This window comes from Pseudomonas sp. S8, assembly GCF_050473925.1.
GTDB lineage: Bacteria > Pseudomonadota > Gammaproteobacteria > Pseudomonadales > Pseudomonadaceae > Aquipseudomonas > Aquipseudomonas parakoreensis.
Genome location: NZ_JBFDVZ010000016.1, coordinates 3,263,540 through 3,282,333, shown reverse-complemented (window position 1 = coordinate 3,282,333; position 18,794 = coordinate 3,263,540). Strand labels below are relative to the sequence as shown.

The 18,794-nt window shown below is 60.0% G+C and carries 17 protein-coding genes and 1 pseudogene; 6 read left to right on the top strand and 12 right to left on the bottom strand.

Annotation, left to right across the window (positions count from 1 at the left end):
* Positions 1 to 11 precede the first annotated feature (11 nt).
* Positions 12 to 1,382 carry an MFS transporter gene (locus AB1J88_RS16015; RefSeq protein WP_430291451.1) on the top strand — a complete coding sequence of 457 codons (1,371 nt, stop codon included), beginning with the start codon at positions 12 to 14 and terminating at the stop codon, positions 1,380 to 1,382.
* Between the two features lie 51 nt (positions 1,383 to 1,433).
* Here the strand turns inward: AB1J88_RS16015 and AB1J88_RS16010 are convergent, their stop codons facing one another.
* On the bottom strand, positions 1,434 to 2,237 hold the full coding sequence (locus tag AB1J88_RS16010; protein ID WP_041073965.1) for a SirB1 family protein: 804 nt from the start codon (positions 2,235 to 2,237) through the stop codon (positions 1,434 to 1,436).
* Positions 2,238 to 2,409: 172 nt separating this feature from the next.
* Between AB1J88_RS16010 and AB1J88_RS16005 the strand changes: the two genes are divergently transcribed.
* The gene (locus AB1J88_RS16005) at positions 2,410 to 3,429 is read left to right on the top strand and encodes a Glu/Leu/Phe/Val dehydrogenase family protein (protein WP_123464767.1); all 1,020 of its coding nucleotides are present in this window, start codon (positions 2,410 to 2,412) and stop codon (positions 3,427 to 3,429) included.
* A gap of 178 nt (positions 3,430 to 3,607) precedes the next feature.
* Here the strand turns inward: AB1J88_RS16005 and AB1J88_RS16000 are convergent.
* From AB1J88_RS16000 to AB1J88_RS15980, 5 genes and pseudogenes are all read right to left on the bottom strand, one after another.
* Positions 3,608 to 3,862: pseudogene (locus AB1J88_RS16000) on the bottom strand (YebG family protein); the annotation flags it as partial.
* 188 nt (positions 3,863 to 4,050) lie between these two features.
* On the bottom strand, positions 4,051 to 4,821 hold the full coding sequence (locus AB1J88_RS15995) for an SDR family NAD(P)-dependent oxidoreductase (protein ID WP_430291450.1): 771 nt from the start codon (positions 4,819 to 4,821) through the stop codon (positions 4,051 to 4,053).
* A gap of 13 nt (positions 4,822 to 4,834) precedes the next feature.
* Positions 4,835 to 5,983: an NADH:flavin oxidoreductase gene (locus tag AB1J88_RS15990; RefSeq protein WP_430291449.1), complete on the bottom strand. Its 1,149-nt coding sequence runs from the start codon at positions 5,981 to 5,983 to the stop codon at positions 4,835 to 4,837.
* Entirely contained in the window at positions 5,980 to 7,224 is a 1,245-nt protein-coding gene (locus AB1J88_RS15985) for an AfsA-related hotdog domain-containing protein (RefSeq protein ID WP_430291448.1), read from the bottom strand. Before AB1J88_RS15985 ends, AB1J88_RS15990 begins: the two co-directional genes overlap by 4 nt.
* A gap of 140 nt (positions 7,225 to 7,364) precedes the next feature.
* Positions 7,365 to 7,919, bottom strand: coding sequence for an acyl-homoserine-lactone synthase (locus AB1J88_RS15980; protein ID WP_041073971.1), 555 nt, complete (start codon positions 7,917 to 7,919; stop codon positions 7,365 to 7,367).
* Between the two features lie 179 nt (positions 7,920 to 8,098).
* Here AB1J88_RS15980 and AB1J88_RS15975 point away from each other — a divergent pair, with 179 nt between their 5' ends.
* A complete protein-coding gene (locus tag AB1J88_RS15975) occupies positions 8,099 to 8,794 on the top strand; it encodes an autoinducer binding domain-containing protein (protein WP_430289945.1) in 696 nt (231 codons plus the stop codon).
* 324 nt (positions 8,795 to 9,118) lie between these two features.
* Positions 9,119 to 9,619, top strand: a complete 501-nt coding sequence (locus AB1J88_RS15970) for a phosphate-starvation-inducible protein PsiE (RefSeq protein WP_003221775.1) — start codon at positions 9,119 to 9,121, stop codon at positions 9,617 to 9,619.
* Here the strand turns inward: AB1J88_RS15970 and AB1J88_RS15965 are convergent.
* From AB1J88_RS15965 to AB1J88_RS15955, 3 genes are all read right to left on the bottom strand, one after another.
* Positions 9,616 to 9,933: a DUF3509 domain-containing protein gene (locus AB1J88_RS15965; RefSeq protein WP_108181719.1), complete on the bottom strand. Its 318-nt coding sequence runs from the start codon at positions 9,931 to 9,933 to the stop codon at positions 9,616 to 9,618. The two genes, AB1J88_RS15970 and AB1J88_RS15965, sit on opposite strands and share 4 nt — an antisense overlap.
* A gap of 295 nt (positions 9,934 to 10,228) precedes the next feature.
* Entirely contained in the window at positions 10,229 to 11,530 is a 1,302-nt protein-coding gene (locus AB1J88_RS15960; protein WP_430289946.1) for an HAAAP family serine/threonine permease, read from the bottom strand.
* An 86-nt stretch (positions 11,531 to 11,616) separates the two neighbouring features.
* Positions 11,617 to 12,993, bottom strand: a complete 1,377-nt coding sequence (locus AB1J88_RS15955) for an L-serine ammonia-lyase (RefSeq protein WP_430289947.1) — start codon at positions 12,991 to 12,993, stop codon at positions 11,617 to 11,619.
* A gap of 135 nt (positions 12,994 to 13,128) precedes the next feature.
* Between AB1J88_RS15955 and AB1J88_RS15950 the strand changes: the two genes are divergently transcribed.
* Both AB1J88_RS15950 and AB1J88_RS15945 read left to right on the top strand, forming a co-directional pair.
* Positions 13,129 to 14,076: a LysR substrate-binding domain-containing protein gene (locus AB1J88_RS15950; RefSeq protein ID WP_007914183.1), complete on the top strand. Its 948-nt coding sequence runs from the start codon at positions 13,129 to 13,131 to the stop codon at positions 14,074 to 14,076.
* Between the two features lie 200 nt (positions 14,077 to 14,276).
* Entirely contained in the window at positions 14,277 to 14,681 is a 405-nt protein-coding gene (locus AB1J88_RS15945) for an HPF/RaiA family ribosome-associated protein (RefSeq protein WP_007968091.1), read from the top strand.
* A gap of 112 nt (positions 14,682 to 14,793) precedes the next feature.
* Here AB1J88_RS15945 and fecA read toward each other — a convergent pair whose 3' ends face one another.
* The 3 genes from fecA to AB1J88_RS15930 form a co-directional block, all read right to left on the bottom strand.
* Positions 14,794 to 17,124, bottom strand: a complete 2,331-nt coding sequence (gene fecA / locus AB1J88_RS15940; RefSeq protein WP_430289948.1) for a TonB-dependent Fe(3+) dicitrate receptor FecA — start codon at positions 17,122 to 17,124, stop codon at positions 14,794 to 14,796.
* Positions 17,125 to 17,301: 177 nt separating this feature from the next.
* Positions 17,302 to 18,234 carry a FecR domain-containing protein gene (locus tag AB1J88_RS15935; protein ID WP_430291447.1) on the bottom strand — a complete coding sequence of 311 codons (933 nt, stop codon included), beginning with the start codon at positions 18,232 to 18,234 and terminating at the stop codon, positions 17,302 to 17,304.
* Complete coding sequence (locus AB1J88_RS15930) at positions 18,231 to 18,719, bottom strand: sigma-70 family RNA polymerase sigma factor (RefSeq protein WP_430291445.1); 489 nt, start codon at positions 18,717 to 18,719, stop codon at positions 18,231 to 18,233. The genes AB1J88_RS15935 and AB1J88_RS15930 overlap by 4 nt, the downstream gene beginning before the upstream one ends.
* Positions 18,720 to 18,794 lie beyond the last annotated feature (75 nt).

The window sequence follows — 18,794 nt, the reverse complement described above, 5'->3', positions numbered from 1 at the left end:
GGTACCTTGCGATGCACAACCAGATTGCCAGCTTCCGGGCGGCACTCGACGCCCGTCCTGTGTCCCGCTATCAGTGGTTGCTCTTGATCCTGCTCGCCTTGTTGCTGGTCACCGACGGCTATGACGCCCAGGTGCTCGGTTACGTGGTGCCGGCCCTGGCGCAGGACTGGGGTCTGGAGAAAGCCGCCTTCGGGCCGGTTTTCAGTGCCAACCTGTTGGGCCTGACCCTTGGTTCGCTCGCGGTGACGCCGCTGGCCGACCGCTTCGGCGTGCGGCGAATTCTGCTGGCGTGCGTGCTGATCTACGCCACCCTCACGGTGCTGATGGTGTTCGCCGATTCCCTGAATACCCTGATGATCGCGCGCTTTATCTGCGGCATCGGCATGGGCGGAGCGATGCCCAGTGCCATGGCCCTGATGTCGGAGTATTCGCCGCCGCGCTTGCGCACCTTGATGGTCACGCTGGCCGCTTGTGGGTTTTCGTTTGGCGGTGCGGCGGGTGGTTTCGTTGCGGCGGGCTTCATTGATCGCTTTGGCTGGCAAGCGGTGTTCCTCGCCGGTGGTGTCACGCCGTTGCTGCTGTTCCCGTTCCTGTGGTGGATGCTCCCGGAATCGCTGCCGCGTCTGCTGCGTGACGCACCGCCTTATGCGCGCTTGCGCCAAGTCACCGCGCGAATGCTGCCGGACTGGCAGCCACCGGCTGCCTCGGTCGAGCAGAACGAGCGCGAGCAGGGCAGCAAACTGACCGTGGTCGAGCTGTTCCGCAACGGTTATGCACGACCGACCCTGCTGATCTGGGCGACGTTTTTTGTCAGCCTGATTCTGTTGTATTTCATGATCAGCTGGCTGCCGACGCTGTTGCTGGAAAGCGGTCTGCAACTCAATGAAGCTAATCTGGTGACCTCGATGTTCCTGTTCGCCGGCACCTTGGGCGCGGTGTGCATGGCGTGGTTCGCCGACCGGCTCAAGCGCAAGGTGCGGCTGCTCTGCGCGGTGTTGGCTGGGGCGGCTGTGTGCACGGTTCTGCTGGGCCTGAATCACGACAATCCGCGCTATCTGGTGGCCTGCGTGTTTGCTGCCGGATTTTGCATCATTGGTGGGCAACTGACGTTGAACGCCTTCGCCAGTAACTTCTATCCGGCGCAGGTGCGCGCCACGGGCACTGGCTGGGCGCTGGGCGTAGGGCGCTTCGGTTCGATCCTCGGGCCGCTGTTTGGCAGCCTGCTGCTGGCGATGCACATTCCGGTGGCGCAGATATTTTTCTTCTGCGCGATTCCGGCGGTTATTGCGGCACTGCTGATCATCCAGGTGCGTTCGCCCTCAGATATCCCGCAATCCAATGTAGGGGCGAGCTTGCTCGCGAAGAACGATAACGCGGTTTAAAGGATAAACCGAGGTGCCTGCTTCGCGAGCAGGCTCGCTCCCACACAGGGATTAGTGGACCACGGAATTCGGAGGCAGGTGCCCGAGCCGTTCGGTCAGGCGCAGGCGCTGGATTGGATCGTCGCTGAGCAGCAACGCATGTTCCAGATCGAAGCGTTCGGCGTTCGGGCAGTCGAGGCGCTGATACAGGCTGGCGCGGGCCAGATAATCGGCAGCGCTGGCACCGCCCAGTTCCAGCACGCGTTCGGCATCGATCAACGCAGCGATGTAATCCTCGTGCGCCAGATGCAACTGGCGCAGGTTGCGTGACAGGCGCTGCAGCATTTGGATCGGGGTGGCGACCAATAGATGCTCGGCGTTGAGTTTCATGTGTGCGCCGTACTGACGCTGCAACAACTCGCGACAATCATTCGGGTAAAGCCGCCGACCGCCGCAGGGATCCAGCAAGTGATCAGCGCCGGGCACCCGCAGCAGGAAATGCCCGGGAAAGTTCACCCCGACCAGCGGAATCTCCAGGCTGCGCGCCAGTTCCAGGGCTATCAGGGACAGGCTCAGTGGCTGGCCGCGACGGGTCTGCAACACCTTGTGCAGCAACGCGACCTGCGGGCGCAACGGCAAAAAATCGTCCTGAGAAAAGCCCAGATCATTCATCCGCCGCAGCAACGGTTGCGCCAGTTCGCTGACTGGCAGCATCGGCAAGCCGTAGCTGACGCGCTGTTGCAGCTCCTTGAAGTCCTGTTGCAGTGCTTCGACATCCAGGCCTTTTTCGTGCTCGGCAGCCATCCACAGCGCCGCTTCGAACAGTGCGGGCGGTGAACGGTGCAGACACTCGAAAAAACGTTGGCGCGGACTCATCGAAATCTCCGGGGCATGCCTCGTTTTAGCCCCGTCCGTGCCATTCGTCCAGTACCGGCCGGGTTATGCCGCAAAGTCGCCGTCGGCGCCGACGCTTATTCCGGTGCGCTTCAGCAATTTTTGGGCGCAAGCCTATACTGGCGACTACCAGAAGTGATTCGGGAGCCTGCCGATGTTCGCTCTCATGCAAAGCACTCGCCTGGAATCGCTGCACCTCAGCGTTGACCCGGTCACCGGGTTGAAGGCGGTCATTGCCATTCATAACAGTCGCCTCGGGCCTGCCCTGGGCGGTTGCCGTTATCTTGCCTATCCCAACGACGAATCCGCAGTCGAGGACGCCATTCGCCTCGCGCAGGGCATGAGCTACAAAGCGGCGCTGGCCGGACTGGCCCAGGGCGGCGGGGTGGCAGTGATCGTACGCCCGGCGCATGTGGAAAACCGCGGTGCGCTGTTCGAGGCTTTCGGGCGCTGCATCGAGCAGCTCGACGGTCGCTACATCACCGCCATCGACAGCGGCACGTCGGTGGCGGACATGGATTGCATCGCCCAGCAGACCCAGCATGTCACCAGCACCACCTCGGCCGGTGACCCGGCACCGCACGCGGCGATGGGGGTGTTCACCGGAATTCGCGCCACCGCCATGGCGCGGCTGGGCAGCGACAATCTCGAAGGATTGCGCATAGCGATTCAGGGGCTGGGGAATGTGGGTTATGCACTGGCGGAACAACTGCATGCGGCGGGCGCCGAATTGCTGGTCAGCGACATCGATCACGGCAAGGTGCAACTGGCGATGGAGCAACTCAACGCGCATCCGATCGCCAACGATGCGTTGCTCAGCACACCGTGCGACATCCTTGCGCCGTGCGGCCTCGGCGGGGTACTCAACAGCCACACAGTGACGCAACTGCGTTGCTCGGCGGTGGCGGGTTCGGCGAACAATCAACTGACGCATCTGGACGTGGCTGATCAACTGGAGCGTCGGGGGATTCTGTATGCGCCGGATTACGTGATCAACGCGGGCGGGTTGATTTATGTTTCGCTCAAGCATCGCGGTGAAGAGCTGGGGACGATCACTGCGCATCTGTCGAAGATTTCCTCGCGACTGACCGAAGTGTTTGCCCATGCGCAGGCCGAGAAACGCTCGCCAGCGCGGGTGGCGGATGAGTTGGCGGAGAAAGTCTTGTATCGCTGAAAAGCAAAAGATCGCAGCCTGCGCCAGCTCCTACATATGGAATGCGTATTCCCTGTAGGAGCTGCCGCAGGCTGCGATCTTTTCGATTCAAACGTGGTTACTTGGCAGCTTTCGCCGCTTTAACCGGCTTCACTGGAGCTTCTTCCGGCTCAGCCGCTGCGTCTTTTTCGACTACTTCTGCCGGTGCATTGATCAGCTCCGACAGCGCATCAGGCTGGCTCTTGAACGCCTTGGCGAACACATCGCGGTTCTTCGCCATGTAGATCCCGACTTCTTCAACCTGTTGCTCGTTCAGCGACGGCACGGCTTTTTGCAACACTTCGGACAGCATCTCGGCCAGTTCGAGCATTTTGTCATGACGGTCAGCTTCGGCTTTATCCATGAACAAGCGCTCCAGATCTCGGCTGCTGCGGTATACCACTTCGACGGCCATTCACCACCTCACATGCCTTCACATTTAGTTGTCTTAGCGACTACTGTATTTATATACAGCGAAAGGATAAGCGAATCCCTGCGCTTTGGGTAGTGGCTTTTCAATGTAGACCGGATTCGGCGATTTTCCTGATTTACGCCCCTCGAACAAAACGACCCGCACACGGCGGGTCGTTGGTTTATTTGATTTCAGAACTTGCCGCTGGCGTAACCCCCATCGATGGGCATGATCACGCCCGTGACGTAAGCAGACTGATCGCTGAGCAGCCAGAGCACCGCGTTGGCCACTTCGTCCGCCGTGCCGAAGCGCTTCATCGACGTCACGTTGATTTTGCGCTGGGTGTTTTCCGGTGCGGCTTTCAGGCGTGCCTCGCTGTTCATGCCGCCAAGGATCGGCCCCGGGGCGACGGCATTGACGCGAATGCAGCCACCGTCTTCCAGCCGCGCATTCTCGATCGACGCCACCTGGGTCATGCCATTGATCGCCTGCTTGCTGGCGACATAGGCCACCTGGCCGCCTATCGGCACCACGCCGGCGCAGGACGAGGTATTGACGATGGCCCCGGTGCCGCGGGTGAGCATCAGTTGCAGTTCATGGCGCATGCAGTGGTAGGTGCCGTTGACGTTGATGTTCATCACCTTCATCCAGTCATCCGGGCACGATTGCGCGAGCGCTGCGTACTTGGCGGTCACGCCGGCATTGTTGAACGCGCAATCAAGGCGGCCGTAGGCCGAACGAATGCTCGCGAACGCCTGCTCGACCTGCGCCGGGTCACCGACATCGCAGGCGATGAAGCGGCAGTGTTCACCCAGCCGATCGGCCAGCGCTGCGCCTTTTTCTTCGTCTCGGCCGAACACGATCACATCGGCGCCGGCCTTGATCAGGCGTTCGCTGACGGTCTCGCCAATGCCGCTGGTGCCGCCGGTGACCAGGCATACTTTTCCCAGAAAATCGTACATATGTCGCATCTCCTTATGCCAACGCGGGGCGTAAATATTTCGGGTTCACGCAGCAATACACCCGATCCAGTCGCGGATTGCTCTTGTCGCTGAAGCACTGGCTGTCCCACCGGCATTTGTGGATATCGGCGGAGCGGCCCTGCAGGGTTTTGTTGATCAGGTCGTTGTCGGCAAACAGCGCCCGCGACATGCCCACCCAATCGCATACGCCGTCGGCCAGCAACTGCTCGGCCTTGTCCAGACCGTCGATGAAACCGGCGTACCCCACCGGCACTGTCGCCACGGACTTGATCGCCCGCACGCCGGCTTGCAGGTAGTGGTCCATGGTCTCGGAGTGCACGATCAACTGGCCGAAGGTCGCGCCCATGCACATCGAACATTCCAGCGCGGCAACGCCGGCCTGACAGAGCGCTTGAACGGTTTCCTTGAGGTCCGGATATTGCAGCCCTTCCGCGCCCAGGCGGTCGTCGATGCCCAGACGAATGGTGACGATCAATTGGCCCCGGGTGCGCTCGCGGATGGCCCTGACCACGTCGAGCAACAGCCGCGCGCGGTTCTCTTCGCTGCCGCCATAGCGGTCGGTGCGCTTGTTGGTGTGCGGTGAAAGAAAGCTGCTCAGCAGGTAGCCGTTGGACGCCTGTAACTGCACCAGGCGTGCGCCGTTGGTCCAGGCCAGCCAGGCGGAGTGGGCGAACTGCTCGATCACCAGGGCGATGTCGGTTTCGTCCATGATCCGCACGCGATAATCCGGATCAAGTTTCGACACGCGCGGGCAGGGCACGCCGCTCGGGGTCAGCACGGCAACCCCGGTGTGCGTGGTGGTGCCCTGGCCGCCGTAATGCTGCAGTTGCACACTCACCGGCGTGTTGACCTGCTCGGCCATGGCGAACATCGCCCTGAGCGATTCGCCCTGATGCGCCTCGAACAGGCCGAGCCCGGTGCTCTGTAGACGTGACTGCGGCGAGACCGTGGCGTTGCACAGAAACGCCATGGAGCAGCCGCCCTCCATGATGCCCTGATAAAACTCGATCATGGCGGGCGTCACGCACCCGCTGTGATCAGCCAGGTCCACGCCCATCGACGCGAAGAACAGCCGATTGCGCAACTCCAGCCCGCCGGCCAGCCGCAGCGGCTCCAGCACGTGGGGATAGCGCGTCATCATGCTTCCTTCCTGTGTTCGGGTATTGCGGTGGTCTGATCGAAGGTCATCCACACCGGTTGTCCGAGAGCGGGCGCCGGGGCCGGGGCGGTTTCTTCGTGGGAGAAGTAAGCGAACTGTTTGAGCACTTCGCGCCACTTGAAGCGCAACGGCGAATCCAGCTCTGCCAGGTGCAGTTTGAGCGTGCCGGCCTTTGTCGCGTCGCTGGCGTGCAGCGATTGCAGCGGCAGACTGAGCATCCCTTCGTTTTCCAGGTACAGGTAAACGTGGCCGCGCTCGGAGGCGTCGAGCGGGCTGTCGCATTGCACTTGCAGCCCGGCCATCGACAACAGCTCCAGACGGGCGGAGAGGTGACGACCGGAATCCAGGCGCACCAGCACTTCATGGCGTATGCCCTTGAGCGGGCGGAACCAGCAGGCCGGGTCGATGTTGATATTCCGCATGCGCTTGAACACCGGCATCTTGATCACTTCGCCATGCAGGCGAATGTCGGCCACCAGTTCGCCGCGCTGGAAGAAGCGCGCACGCTTGTCGACCTTGCGCGCCCGTGGCTGCGCCATGCCCTCGTAGTCGCCGACCAGCACATTCACCTGAAACGAAGACTCGGTGTAACGGGGAAAACTCGACAGCAGATCAACGATGGAAATCGACACCTCACCGCGGGCATAACCGCTGTGCTCGTAGAACTGCGCGTACATGGCCTGGCGTGCCGCTTCGATCAGCATCAGGCCGGGCACGTGCTCGTGGTGCTTGCGGTAGAAAAAGTAATTGGCGGTGTCGTTGAACAGGGTGAAATACAGCAGACCCTGCTGCGGGCAGCCGTCCAGGTTTTTCAGGACATCATGTACCTGCCGGCGCTGATCGAGGCTCAGGCCGTTGCCGCAACCGGGCAGTCGAGCCAGTTTGGCTTCGGTGCTTTCCAGCACCCAGATGCCGCTGAGGATCAGGTGGTCGGTGGTCTTTTCGTAATTCGTCAGCAGTTCCGGCAGACAGTCCGACAGGCCCACCTGTTCGAGCGCCTGCAGGTCGATGATGGTTGGCAGTGAACGCAGCACCAGTCGCTCGCTGTCCAACCGATAGGCCTGATTGATAACCTCCAGATCCATCGGATCAAGGTTCGCCCGTTGCACGATGGCGGCAGGCAACCAGGCCGGCAGCAAGTGGTGAGCGTCGTAAATCAGCACATCGTCGTCGTGGCCCTTGTGGACGATGTCTTTGGCAACTTTCCTGTGCATGTCGATCATGATCATCCCTCTGTGTTGAACGTTGGTTGTAAGGCAGTTGCTATCCATGGCGTGAAATCGACCCACACCGAAAGGTGCTGCTCGACGCGTGTCGGCAGCTTCAGTTGATGTGTTTTTTTGTTATCGCGTGTCGGGCAGTTTTACTGCACCGTGATGTAGCAGGCGCCGAGGGTTCGGTTGTCCAGGACCTGTGGCGGCGCCAGCCATTTGTAGTCAATGCCGCCGCGTTTGAGCAGGCGGCCGATGGCAATCGGGGACACCGACACCAGATGTGAAACGCCGCAGGTTCGGGCGTACTCGAGCGTGGCCATGAACAGGCCGACGGTATTTTCGTCGGACATCACTTGTTCGTTTTTGCCGCCCTCGGCATCAAGGTCCAGTGAGGTGAAGCGCGACAGCTCCCAGATGTCATCACCGCACGGTGCAGGCTGGTCACCGAGCAACGCGGTGAACACCTCACTCAGCAAATACGGCTGGGTGGTCGGCAACAGGCGTGCGCAACCTTTGATGTTGCCGTCTTCTTCTTGCGCAACGATGTAATGGGTGCCGCTGTGGTCGAACTGATCAAACTCGAAATCGTCCGGTGTTGATAATTGCCAGCCGAGGCGTTCGACAAAGACCTGATAGCGATATTGAGCCAAGCGTTGACGCTTTACTGTCGTCAACTGGTCATAACGTCCTGACAAGTAATCCATCACAGATTCCGTTTAGTGATTGGTTGGGTGGCGATTAAAGTGCACACTGCGCTCGCAGACTACCTGTCACCCTTGACAGCTAGCGGAAACATTTGGAAATATGCTAGGCATGTTGGCAAGAGGCCGACAGCAATAACTGTGGGAAAGGAATCTCTATGTCATATTGGCAGGCTGAACTGTTGGAAAACGCCATGTCTGCAACGGATGTCGAGTTGTTGTTCGACAATATCAAGACCGTTGCCAGGCAGTTGGAGTTTGATTATGTGGCCTATGGTTCACGCAGGCTCTTCCCCATCACCAAACCTTGCCTGTTTCTCGCCAATAACTATTCGCCGGCCTGGCAAGCTGCCTATTCCGCCAATCGTTACCTGGACATCGACCCTTACGTGATGCGCGCAATGCGCAGCGTGAAACCGGTGCTGTGGGACTCTGAACTCAAGGCTCAGGCGCCCGAGTTCTGGCAGGAAGCGCATGCTCATGGAATCTGCGAAGGTTGGGGGCAGACGCTGCTGAACAGCGAAACTCAAGGGCTGGTGACGTTTGCCCGGGGCAGCGAAGCGATCACCGCACTGGAACTCGAAACCAAGCAGGCAGAGCTTTCATGGCTGGCCCAGATCACCCATCTGGGCCTGACGCGCCTGCAAATGCGCGGCGCCGATTCGGTAATCCCGGTACCGATAGAACTGTCGCAAAGGGAAAAGGAAATTCTGCAATGGACCGCTGACGGAAAGTCATCGGACGATGTTTCGGTGATCCTCGGCATCAGCAAAAGGACCGTAAACTTCCATATAAACCATTGCCTGAAGAAACTCGGTTGCCAAAACAAAATCGCCGCGGCCGTTAAAGCTTCGCTGATGGGCCTGCTCTGGAAATAATTACACGAGTCATTTATTCGATAACTAACTGGTGAATTACCGGGGGGAGTGTGCGCGAGTTCACAGAATGACCCGGTTAATAATATTTCATTTATAAGCTAATGCCTTTTCAGCGTAACGAACTTATCAAGAAACTTTAGTTGGATCGTCACAATCATTCCTGTCGACGGTGTCTGTTCAACGGTGCGACCAAACGCCACGGCGCAGGTTTCATGCCGTCTCGCCATGATGCGTGGCCTCGTTTCTGCATGGCGCACAGCGCATACGGAAAACCGTCACGTCCAACCGGCATCATCCGCTCGCATCGGGCTAAGGAACATCATCGTGAAAATCAACTGGGCCGAGAAATTGCGGCAAAACGTGCATCAACTGGCCGAGTCCCTGGGCAACCTGTTTGTCGAGACCTTCCACTACCTGGCGCTGTTCGCCATCGGTGCGGTGACCGCGTGGGCGGCGGTGATGGAGTTTCTCGGCATGCTCGAAGAAGGCCACATCAAGATCGATGACATTCTGTTGCTGTTCATCTATCTGGAACTGGGCGCAATGGTCGGGATTTACTTCAAGACCAACCACATGCCAGTGCGCTTCCTGATCTACGTGGCGATCACTGCGCTGACTCGCCTGCTGATCTCCAACGTCTCGCACCACAACCCGCCGGACATGGGCATCATCTACCTGTGCGGCGGCATTCTGCTGCTGGCGTTCTCGATTCTGGTGGTGCGCTACGCCTCGTCGCAATTCCCGTCGGTGAAGATCGAAAAACCGCAACGCAAACTCGGCGCCGGTTCCGGTGAACACCCCGAGATCGAGAAGGGCGAGCTTTAAAGTCCCATCGATGGCCGAGGCTGGCCGTTGTTTTGCTGCGGTGGCGGGGGCAGCCCGTCGCCGCTGGTCATCGCTTCGAGGATCGCCATGGCACTGTGGCCCTGTTCGATGGCAATGCCGAATTGAATGCTTTGCACCAGCCGCTTAAGCCGTACCGGGTCGTTGCGCTGTTCGGCGCTGATCATCCGTTTGGCCACGATCCGGCCGCTGTTGGACAGGGTCAGCATGATGCTGCCGTCCAGCCCCTGAATGCTCAGGTTGATCTGATAGTCCGGCGCGAAGGCATCGGTAATGATCTGAAAAGGGTTGTCCATGATGCGTCACCGCCTGATTGAACGTGCAGTTGTTGACCGGCCGTGATCGGGTTGGTTCGCCATACCGGACCATCGGCCATTCCGTGGCCTGTGTTGTTGCTTATGTAGGAGCTGCCGCAGGCTGCGATCTTTTGATCTTCAGTGTTTTGATTTCGGTCACAAAGATCAAAAGATCGCAGCCTGCGGCAGCTCCTGCACAGGTCATAGCAAGGGCTGTGCCGGGAAAATTGTTGGACAATGGATACGGCATAAAAAAGGCGAGCCCATGGCTCGCCTTTGTCATTTGTGGCCCGTTTCAGGGCAGAACCGAGTAGATGATCGCCGACAGTGCAATCAGGCCGATCAGCACCACGAACACGTTGGACGCCTGTCCCGAGTACTGGCGCAAGGCTGGCACACGGCGGATGGCGTACATCGGCATCAGGAACAACAGGCAGGCAATCACTGGCCCGCCGAGGGTTTCGATCATGCCGAGGATGCTCGGGTTGAACGTCGCCACGGCCCAGCAGCTGAGGATCATGAACAGCGCGGTCGCACGGTTCAGCCAGCTCGCCGACATCACCTTGCCACGGCCGCGCAGGCTCTTGACGATCATGCCCTGAAAGCCTTCGCTGGCGCCGATGTAGTGGCCGAGGAAGGATTTGGTGATCGCCACCAACGCAATCAGCGGCGCGGCGTAGGCGATGACCGGGGTCTGGAAGTGGTTGGCCAGGTACGACAGGATCGAAATGTTCTGCGCTTTCGCGGCCGCCAGATCCGCTGGCGACAGCGCCAGCACGCAACTGAAACAGAAGAACATTACCGTCAGCACCATCATGCCGTGGGCCATGGCGAGGATGCCGCTGCTCTTGCGTTCGGCCTCCGCGCCGTAACGCTGCTTCTGATCGACCGCGAAGGCGGAGATGATCGGCGAATGGTTGAACGAGAACACCATCACCGGGATCGCCAGCCACAGGGTCTTGAGGAACGTCGATAACGGCATTGCCTCTTGAGCGCTGGCGAAGAACGCGCCGTTCCAGTTCGGAATCAGACTGAGGCCGAGTAACAGCAGCGCGGCGACGAACGGGTAAACCAGCACGCTCATGGCTTTGACGATCACGTTCTGGCCGCAGCGCACGATCGCCATCAGGCCGAGGATCAGCACCAGCGACAGGATTGCCCGTGGTGGCGGGGCGATGTGCAACTGGTGTTCGAGAAAACTGCTCAGGGTGTTGGTCAGCGCCACGCTGTACACCAGCAGGATCGGAAAAATCGCAAAGAAATACAGCAGGGTAATCAGCTTGCCGGCGCCGTTACCGAAGTGTTCTTCGACGACTTCGGTGATGTCGCCGGAACGCCCGGACAGCACGAAGCGGGTCAGGCCTCGGTGAGCGAAGAAGGTCATCGGGAAGGCCAGCAGCGCCAGAATCAGCAACGGCCAGAAACCGCCAACGCCGGCATTGATCGGCAAGAACAATGTGCCGGCACCAATCGCGGTGCCGTACAGACCGAGCATCCAGGTGGTGTCGGATTTGCTCCAGCCCTTGTGAGCGGTTTCGGTGTTGCGTGTGCGATCTACAGCGGGATTTTCGGCAGCAGGTGTACGTACATCGGTCATCGTTTTTGCCTCGTTATTATTTTTGCTCGGGCTCACGGTTGGCAGGCCGCAAGTTGCGGCCTGCCGGGGCGGTCAGGGAATGCGCGTCAGCACTCCACCCAGCTCACGGCCAGGCCGCCCCGTGAAGTCTCTTTGTATTTGTCGTGCATGTCGGCGCCGGTGTCGCGCATGGTGCGGATCACCCGGTCGAGGGAAATGAAGTGTTTGCCGTCGCCGCGCAGGGCCATTTGTGTGGCATTGATCGCTTTCACCGCGGCAATGGCATTGCGTTCGATGCACGGCACCTGTACCAGGCCGCCGACCGGGTCGCAGGTCAGGCCGAGGTTGTGTTCCAGGCCGATTTCGGCGGCGTTTTCCAGTTGTTCCGGAGTCGCACCCAGCACTTCAGCGAGGCCCGCCGCGGCCATGGCGCAGGCCGAACCGACCTCGCCCTGGCAGCCGACTTCAGCGCCGGAGATCGAGGCATTTTTCTTGCACAGAATGCCGACAGCAGCGGCGCCCATGAAGAACGCGACCACGTCATCGTCAGACGCGTCCGGGTTGAATTTCATGTAGTAGTGCAGCACCGCCGGAATGATCCCGGCCGCGCCATTGGTCGGCGCGGTCACCATGCGCCCGCCGGCAGCGTTCTCTTCGTTAACGGCGAGGGCGAAAAGGTTGACCCACTCCATCGCCGACAGCGTCGAACTGATGACATTCGGCTTGCCGATTTCCAGCAGGCTGCGGTGCAATTTCGCCGCGCGGCGCGGCACGTTCAGCCCACCGGGCAGGATGCCTTCGTGGCGCAGGCCCTGTTCGACACACTCGCGCATCACCGACCAGATGTGCAGCAGGCCGTTACGGATTTCAGCGTCGCTGCGCCAGGCCCGTTCGTTGGCCATCATCAGCTCCGACACGCGCAAGTTGTGCTGCTTGCACAGGCTGAGCAGTTCGGCGGCGCTGGAAAAATCGTACGGCAACACCACGTCGCCGGCCGGCGCCACACCGGACTCGGCTTGCGCCGCTTCGATGATGAAACCGCCGCCAATCGAGTAGTACGTTTGCGTAAACAGCTCGACGCTTTCGCCAAAGGCTGTCAGCGACATGGCGTTGGGGTGGTAGGGCAGGCTTTCGTCCAGCAGCAGGAGATCGTGCTGCCAGTTGAAGGAAATTTCTCTGTGACCGGCCAGAGACAGCAGACCACTTTCGCGCAGTTGCTGGATGCGTGGGTCGATGGTCGAGGGATCAATGCTGTCCGGCCATTCGCCCATCAGGCCCATGACCGTGGCGCGGTCGGTGGCGTGGCCGACGCCGGTGGCCGACAGCGAGCCGTACAAACGGATTTCCACCCGACGCACATCGTTGAGCAAGTGCTGCTCGATCAGCGCCTGGGCGAAGGTCGCGGCGGCGCGCATCGGGCCGACGGTGTGGGAACTGGACGGACCGATGCCGACTTTGAATAGATCGAAAACACTGATAGCCATGCTAAACCCTTACAAGCAATGGAGTAGGAATCGCTGCCATTTTTTGTAGGACAAGCGCAATGTCGGCGATACTGCCCACCTCGGTCCTACGTGACCAACGAAACTTCCTAAGAAAGCCTTTAGCAGGACTAAACGATGAGTCGTCAATTGCACGCCCAGACCTATGTCTGGCTGCAGGTGTTTTCCTGTGCCGCGCGGCACCTGTCGTTCACCCGTTGCGCGGAAGAGCTGCACATCACTCCGGGGGCGGTCAGCCAGCAGATTCGTCAGTTGGAAGAGCGTCTTGGTTTTCGCCTGTTCCATCGCCGGGCGCGGGGGGTCGAGTTGAGTGCGGAAGGCCAGCGGCTGGCCATCACCGTCAATGAGGCCTACGGCAGCATCGATGCTGAATTGCGTCGTCTGGATGCGGGGATGATCAGCGGGATTCTGCGGGTGCGTTCGATTCCGTCGTTCCTCAGCAAATGGCTGACCCCGCGTTTGCCGCGCCTGCAACAGCGCTATCCGGACATCCAGTTACGGCTGGTGGCCGAGGACAGCAGCGTGCCGTTGCACGAGGGCGACTTTGATCTGGCAATCGATCTGAACGACGGCAGCTACCCGGGGCTGTTATCCACAGCCTTGCTCGATGAGCAGATTTTCCCGGTGTGTGCGCCGAGTTTGCTGCGCGGACGCCCTCCGCTGCACGGGCCGGCGGATCTGGTGCATTTTCCGTTGTTGCACGACATCACCGCCTGGCGCGGCAGTTATGAATATGCGGAATGGGAGTTTTATCTGAACGCGATTGGTTTTGAAGGCGCCGACGTACGGCGTGGGCACACGTTCAATCGCAATCACCTGACCATCGAAGCGGCGATCGCCGGCATGGGCGTGGCGATTGCCCGGCGCACGTTGCTCAACGATGAGCTGGAGCGCGGAACGTTGATCGTGCCGTTCGGCCTGTCGGTGCCCAACCACAAACGCTACGTGCTGCTGTATGCGCCGGGGGCCTTGAGCCATCCGGGCGTGCGCGCCGTGCATGACTGGCTGGTGGAGGAGGCGGGGATTTTCCGCAGTTTGCACCCGCTGAATGACGGGCAATTGTGAGCAGATTTTGCAGGGTTGCCAGGCAACCCAACTCCCGACCTTACCAGTGACTTGCTCGGTTGTCCGGCTTTTTTTGCGAATGAATATTTATCTTTTTTCAGGGGTTGAAATGTTCGCCGGTCGGGCCGATTGTTGTAACCAGGAGGTCAGGAAATTCAATTCAAGGCCTCTGGCGAGCTAGCTGAAATAAGGGATGAACTATGCAAATCCAAGTCAACAGCGATAACCATATTCAAAGCAGTAAACGACTGGAGGAGTGGGTACGTACAACCATTGAGAGCACGCTCGACCGTTATGAAGAAGACCTGACCCGTGTCGAAGTCCACCTGAGCGACGAGAACGGCGACAAACCAGGTCCCCATGACTTGCGCTGCCAACTGGAAGCGCGGCCAAAAGGCCATCAACCGATTTCCGTCACCCATAAAGCCGATTCGCTGGAACAGGCGATCGACGGTGCAGCCGAAAAACTGGAACACGCGCTGGAGCACCTGTTTGGCAAACTGCGAGGCAAGCCCCGCGCCGCCATCGTGCCATTCAGCAAGGCGAATGACGCACTGCTGGAAGAAGAGTTTCTGGAGAATGAGCAGGCAGCGATCAACAGTTGATGCGCTGATTTTTCAAGCCACCCCATGAGAACGGGCCTGCGCAAGCAGGCCCGTTTTTGTTTGTGTTGCTGAACAGTGTGGCGACGGAGCTTGCTCCCTCGCCACAGTTCTTTTAGAAAGCTACAGACGTTTGTACATACACCGTGCGCGGTTCACCCACGTACTTGCCCTTGTTGTTGTCGTCAAACGAGCGGGTGAAGTACTGCGTGTTGAAGATGTTCTTCACCCCCACTGCCACGTTCAGATCCGACAGTTGCGGGCCGAAGTCGTAACCGGCGCGGCTGCTGAACAGCATGTAGCCGGGGATTTTGCCGGTGCTGCCGTCAGCACTTTCCTTGGAGGTGTTGGCGTTGTCGGCGAACTGGTCGCTCTGGAAGCTACTGTCAAAGTTGAGCTTCCACGACCCTTCGGTGTAACCGACGCCAATCGTGCCTTTGTGTTTCGAAGAGAACGGTACGCGGTTGCCCTTGTTCGGCCCGTCTTCGCGGATGGTCGCGTCGACATAGGCATAAGTGGCGTATACATCGAAACCGGCCAGTGCCGGGCTCAAGTCATCCAGTGCGTAATTGACGCTGGTCTCGATGCCCTGATGACGGGTCTCGCCACGGGCGATCACTGAATCATTGGTCTGGTTGCTTTCGTACTGGTTGTCGAAGTTGATCAGAAATGCGCCGATCTCCGCGCGCAATGCACCGTTGTCGTAACGGGTGCCGAGTTCCCAGGTGCGAGCCTTCTCCGGTTTCACTTCGCCGCTGCTCACGCGGTTAGGCATCTGGCTGTACTGCACGCTGCCGAACGAGCCTTCGGTGTTGGCGTACAGATTCCAGCTGTCGGTCAGGTGATACAGCACGTTCAGTGCCGGCAGCGCGGTGTTGTAGTCGCCTTGATATTTGACGTTGGTCAGATTGTTGGTCTGCTGCGACTCGATCATCTCGTAGCGCATGCCCGGGGTGATGGTCCATTTGCCGATGTCGATGCGATCGTCGACGAAGAGTGCATTGGCTTCGGTGCCACCGCGGGTGTCGCGGTCGTTGCGGCTGTTGGTGGTCGGGTATTGGTTGCTGCTGATCGGCGTGCGATAGCGCAACTCGTGGCCGGCCTCGTTGATGTAGCGATAACCGACGCCGACTTCGTGGCTGGTCGGGCCGAGGTCGAAGCCTTGGGCGAAACGGGTTTCGAAACCGCGCACCCAATACTCGCGTGGCGACAGCGAAAGGAAGCTGCCCTGATCCAGATAGCCGCTGCGCAAAGTCTTGGTGAAGAACGTGTTGGCGGTGAATTCGCGGCGATCCTCCTGATAGCGATAGCCAAAGTTGAACATTGTGCGGCGACCCCAGAACTGGTCTTTCAGGCGCGTCGACTGGTACGGATCGGCGTCGTAATCGGCGACGCTCAGGCCACCGGGCATGTCGGCCTTGCCTTCGTAATATTGGGCCATGGCGTTGAAGCTGTTGACCTCATCGAGCTGGTATTTGCCCTTGAGAATCAGGTCGTCGATCTCGCTGTCGCTGTGTTCACGCCAGTCGCCACCGCGAGTGCCAGAATACAGCAACGCGCCGCCCAGACCGTTGGCATTGGTGCCGCCGGCCAGCAGATTGGCGCTGGTCTTGAAGCCGTCATGGCTCGATGACGGACTGGTTTCTGTCTGGAACCCACCCTTGACCGTCGGCTCATCGGGGATGGCACGGGTGACGAAGTTGACCACACCGCCGACGTTTTGCGGGCCGTAACGTACCGCGCCGCCGCCACGCACCACATCCACCGCGTCCATGTTGCCCATGCTGATCGGCGCAAACGACAACTGTGGCTGGCCATAAGGGGCGAACGGCACGGGAATGCCGTCCATCAGTACCGTCGAACGTGCAGCCAGGCGCGGGTTAAGACCGCGAATGCCAAAGTTCAGCGCCATGTCGTGGCTGCCGGTGCCGTTGTTTTCCGGCGCGTTGACCCCGGGGATGCGGTTGAGCACATCGCGCGCCTGGGTCGCGCCTTGGCGTTCGAAGTCTTCACGGCGGATCACGTCGCGGGCGCCCGGATGCTCGAACACGTTGACCTGCGCCGCGTCACCGAGCCAGTCACCGACGACTTTCGAGGCGTCCAGCTCCAGCGCGGTGTCGCCGACCGGTTGCAGGCTGAACGCGTTGTTACCTTCGGCGCGGGCTTGCAGGCCGGTGCCCTCGAGCAATGCATCGAGACCTTGGGCGGCGGTGTAGCTGCCTTCCAGGCCACGACTTTGCACGCCGCGGGTGATTTGCGAACCGAAGGAAATCAGCACGCCGGCCTCACGACCAAACTGGTTGAGGGCGTTTTCCAGCGACGCCGGAGCGATGTGGTAAACCTTGGTTTCGGTGGCCATGGCTGGCAGAGCGCTGAAGCTCAGGCTGGCGCCCAGTACGAGGTTGCGCAGGCGGCGGGCCAGTGGCGTGAGGCGGGTGGGGTGCATGAAGGTTGATCCTGAGAAGGTTGAATCAAAGGGGCTTTCCTTCTCTGTCACGCCAGATCTGAAAAACGGCTCATTTATTTTTCGAGAGCAAAAGATCGCAGTCTTCGGCAGCTCCTTCAGGATGTACACCGAGCCAATGTAGGAGCTGCCGCAGGCTGCGATCTTTTGATCTTGCTGCTAAACCCGAGCCTCGACGCTGACCCAATAGCGGGTAAACCGCCGTACTTTCACCGGCAGACTGATTTGCAGCAGATCCAGAATCCGCTCGCTGTCGTCCAGTGGATAAGTCCCGGAGATCAGCAGATCGGCCACTTTCGCATCGCAATGCAACTGGCCGCGACGGTAGCGCCCGAGCTCTTCAAGGAAGTCGCCCAGGCGCATGTGCGCGGCGATCAACATGCCGTCCGCCCAGGCGCCGCTGTTGGCGTCCAGTGGCCTGGCTTCGCTGATCGAGGTGGCGCTGAAGCTCAGCTGACGGGCGATGGGCAATAACATCGGCGCACGCCCTTGGGCATTCAACTCCACTTGACCCTCAAACACTGCCACCTGCGTGCGATCGGCGAACTGCCGCACGTTGAGGCGTGCCGCCCGGGTGTGCAGAGTGCCTTGTGCCGTACGCACTTCGAACGCTTGCGTGGTGCTCAGGAGGATCTCGCCCTCCAGCAGACGAATCAGTCGTTGCGTGCTGTCCACGTCCGCTGCACTGGCGGTATTGAGCTGCAACTGGCTGCCCGTGCCCAGCGCCACCTTGCGACGCTGACCCAGCGGACTGCGGTAATCGGCGAGCAGCGTCGGCAGCGGATTGTGCTCGCGCATGCCCCAGGTGACGGCGGAACCGGCACCGAGAAGCAGGAGCAATTTGAGCGCCTGACGGCGGCTGGAGGACTTCGGCCCGTTCAACGCGGCATGGGCCAATGGCGAAGATACACCGCGCAAGCGCTGGTTGACCCGCTGCATGTGCTCCCACGCGCGACGGTGTTCGCTGTGGGCGTCCAGCCATTGCTGCCAGGCTTGTTGCTGGCGCGGGGAGAGCGTCCCCTGCTGCATTTCCATCAGCCAGTGCACGGCCTGTTCGGCCACTTGCGCAGAGAAATCCGGGACGCGGTTCATAGGGCGAAATAGCAGCGCAGGGCGGCTTTTTGCAAGTGACGTTTGACCGTAGCTAGGGAGATGCCCAGCTCGGCGGCGATTTGCGGATAAGTCAGGTCATCGACCTGCGCCAGCAAAAAGGCGCGTTTGACCAAGCGCGGCAAGCCATCGAGCAACTGGTCCAGCTCGATCAGGGTTTGCAGGATGATCGCTTTGTCTTCTTCCGACGGCGCAAGCATTTCCGGCATCTGCGCCAGGGTCTCGAGGTAGGCGCGTTCCAGATCCTGGCGACGGTAATGATTGAACAGCACACGTTTGGCGAGGGTGGTCAGGAAGGCGCGCGGCTCGATGATCACCGGTTGTTCACGAGCGCTGAGCACACGAATGAAGGTGTCCTGGGCCAGATCCGCAGCGCTGTCCGGGCAGCCGAGTCTGCGCCGCAACCAGCCGGTGAGCCAGCTGTGGTGGTCGTGGTAGAGCGATTCGACGGGATGAGCGGACGACAAGGGTATTACTCCGGGCGCATGATCGATGCGTTAGAGAACAAGAACTGTTCGCATTGTAGGGGTGTGCAGCGCTGC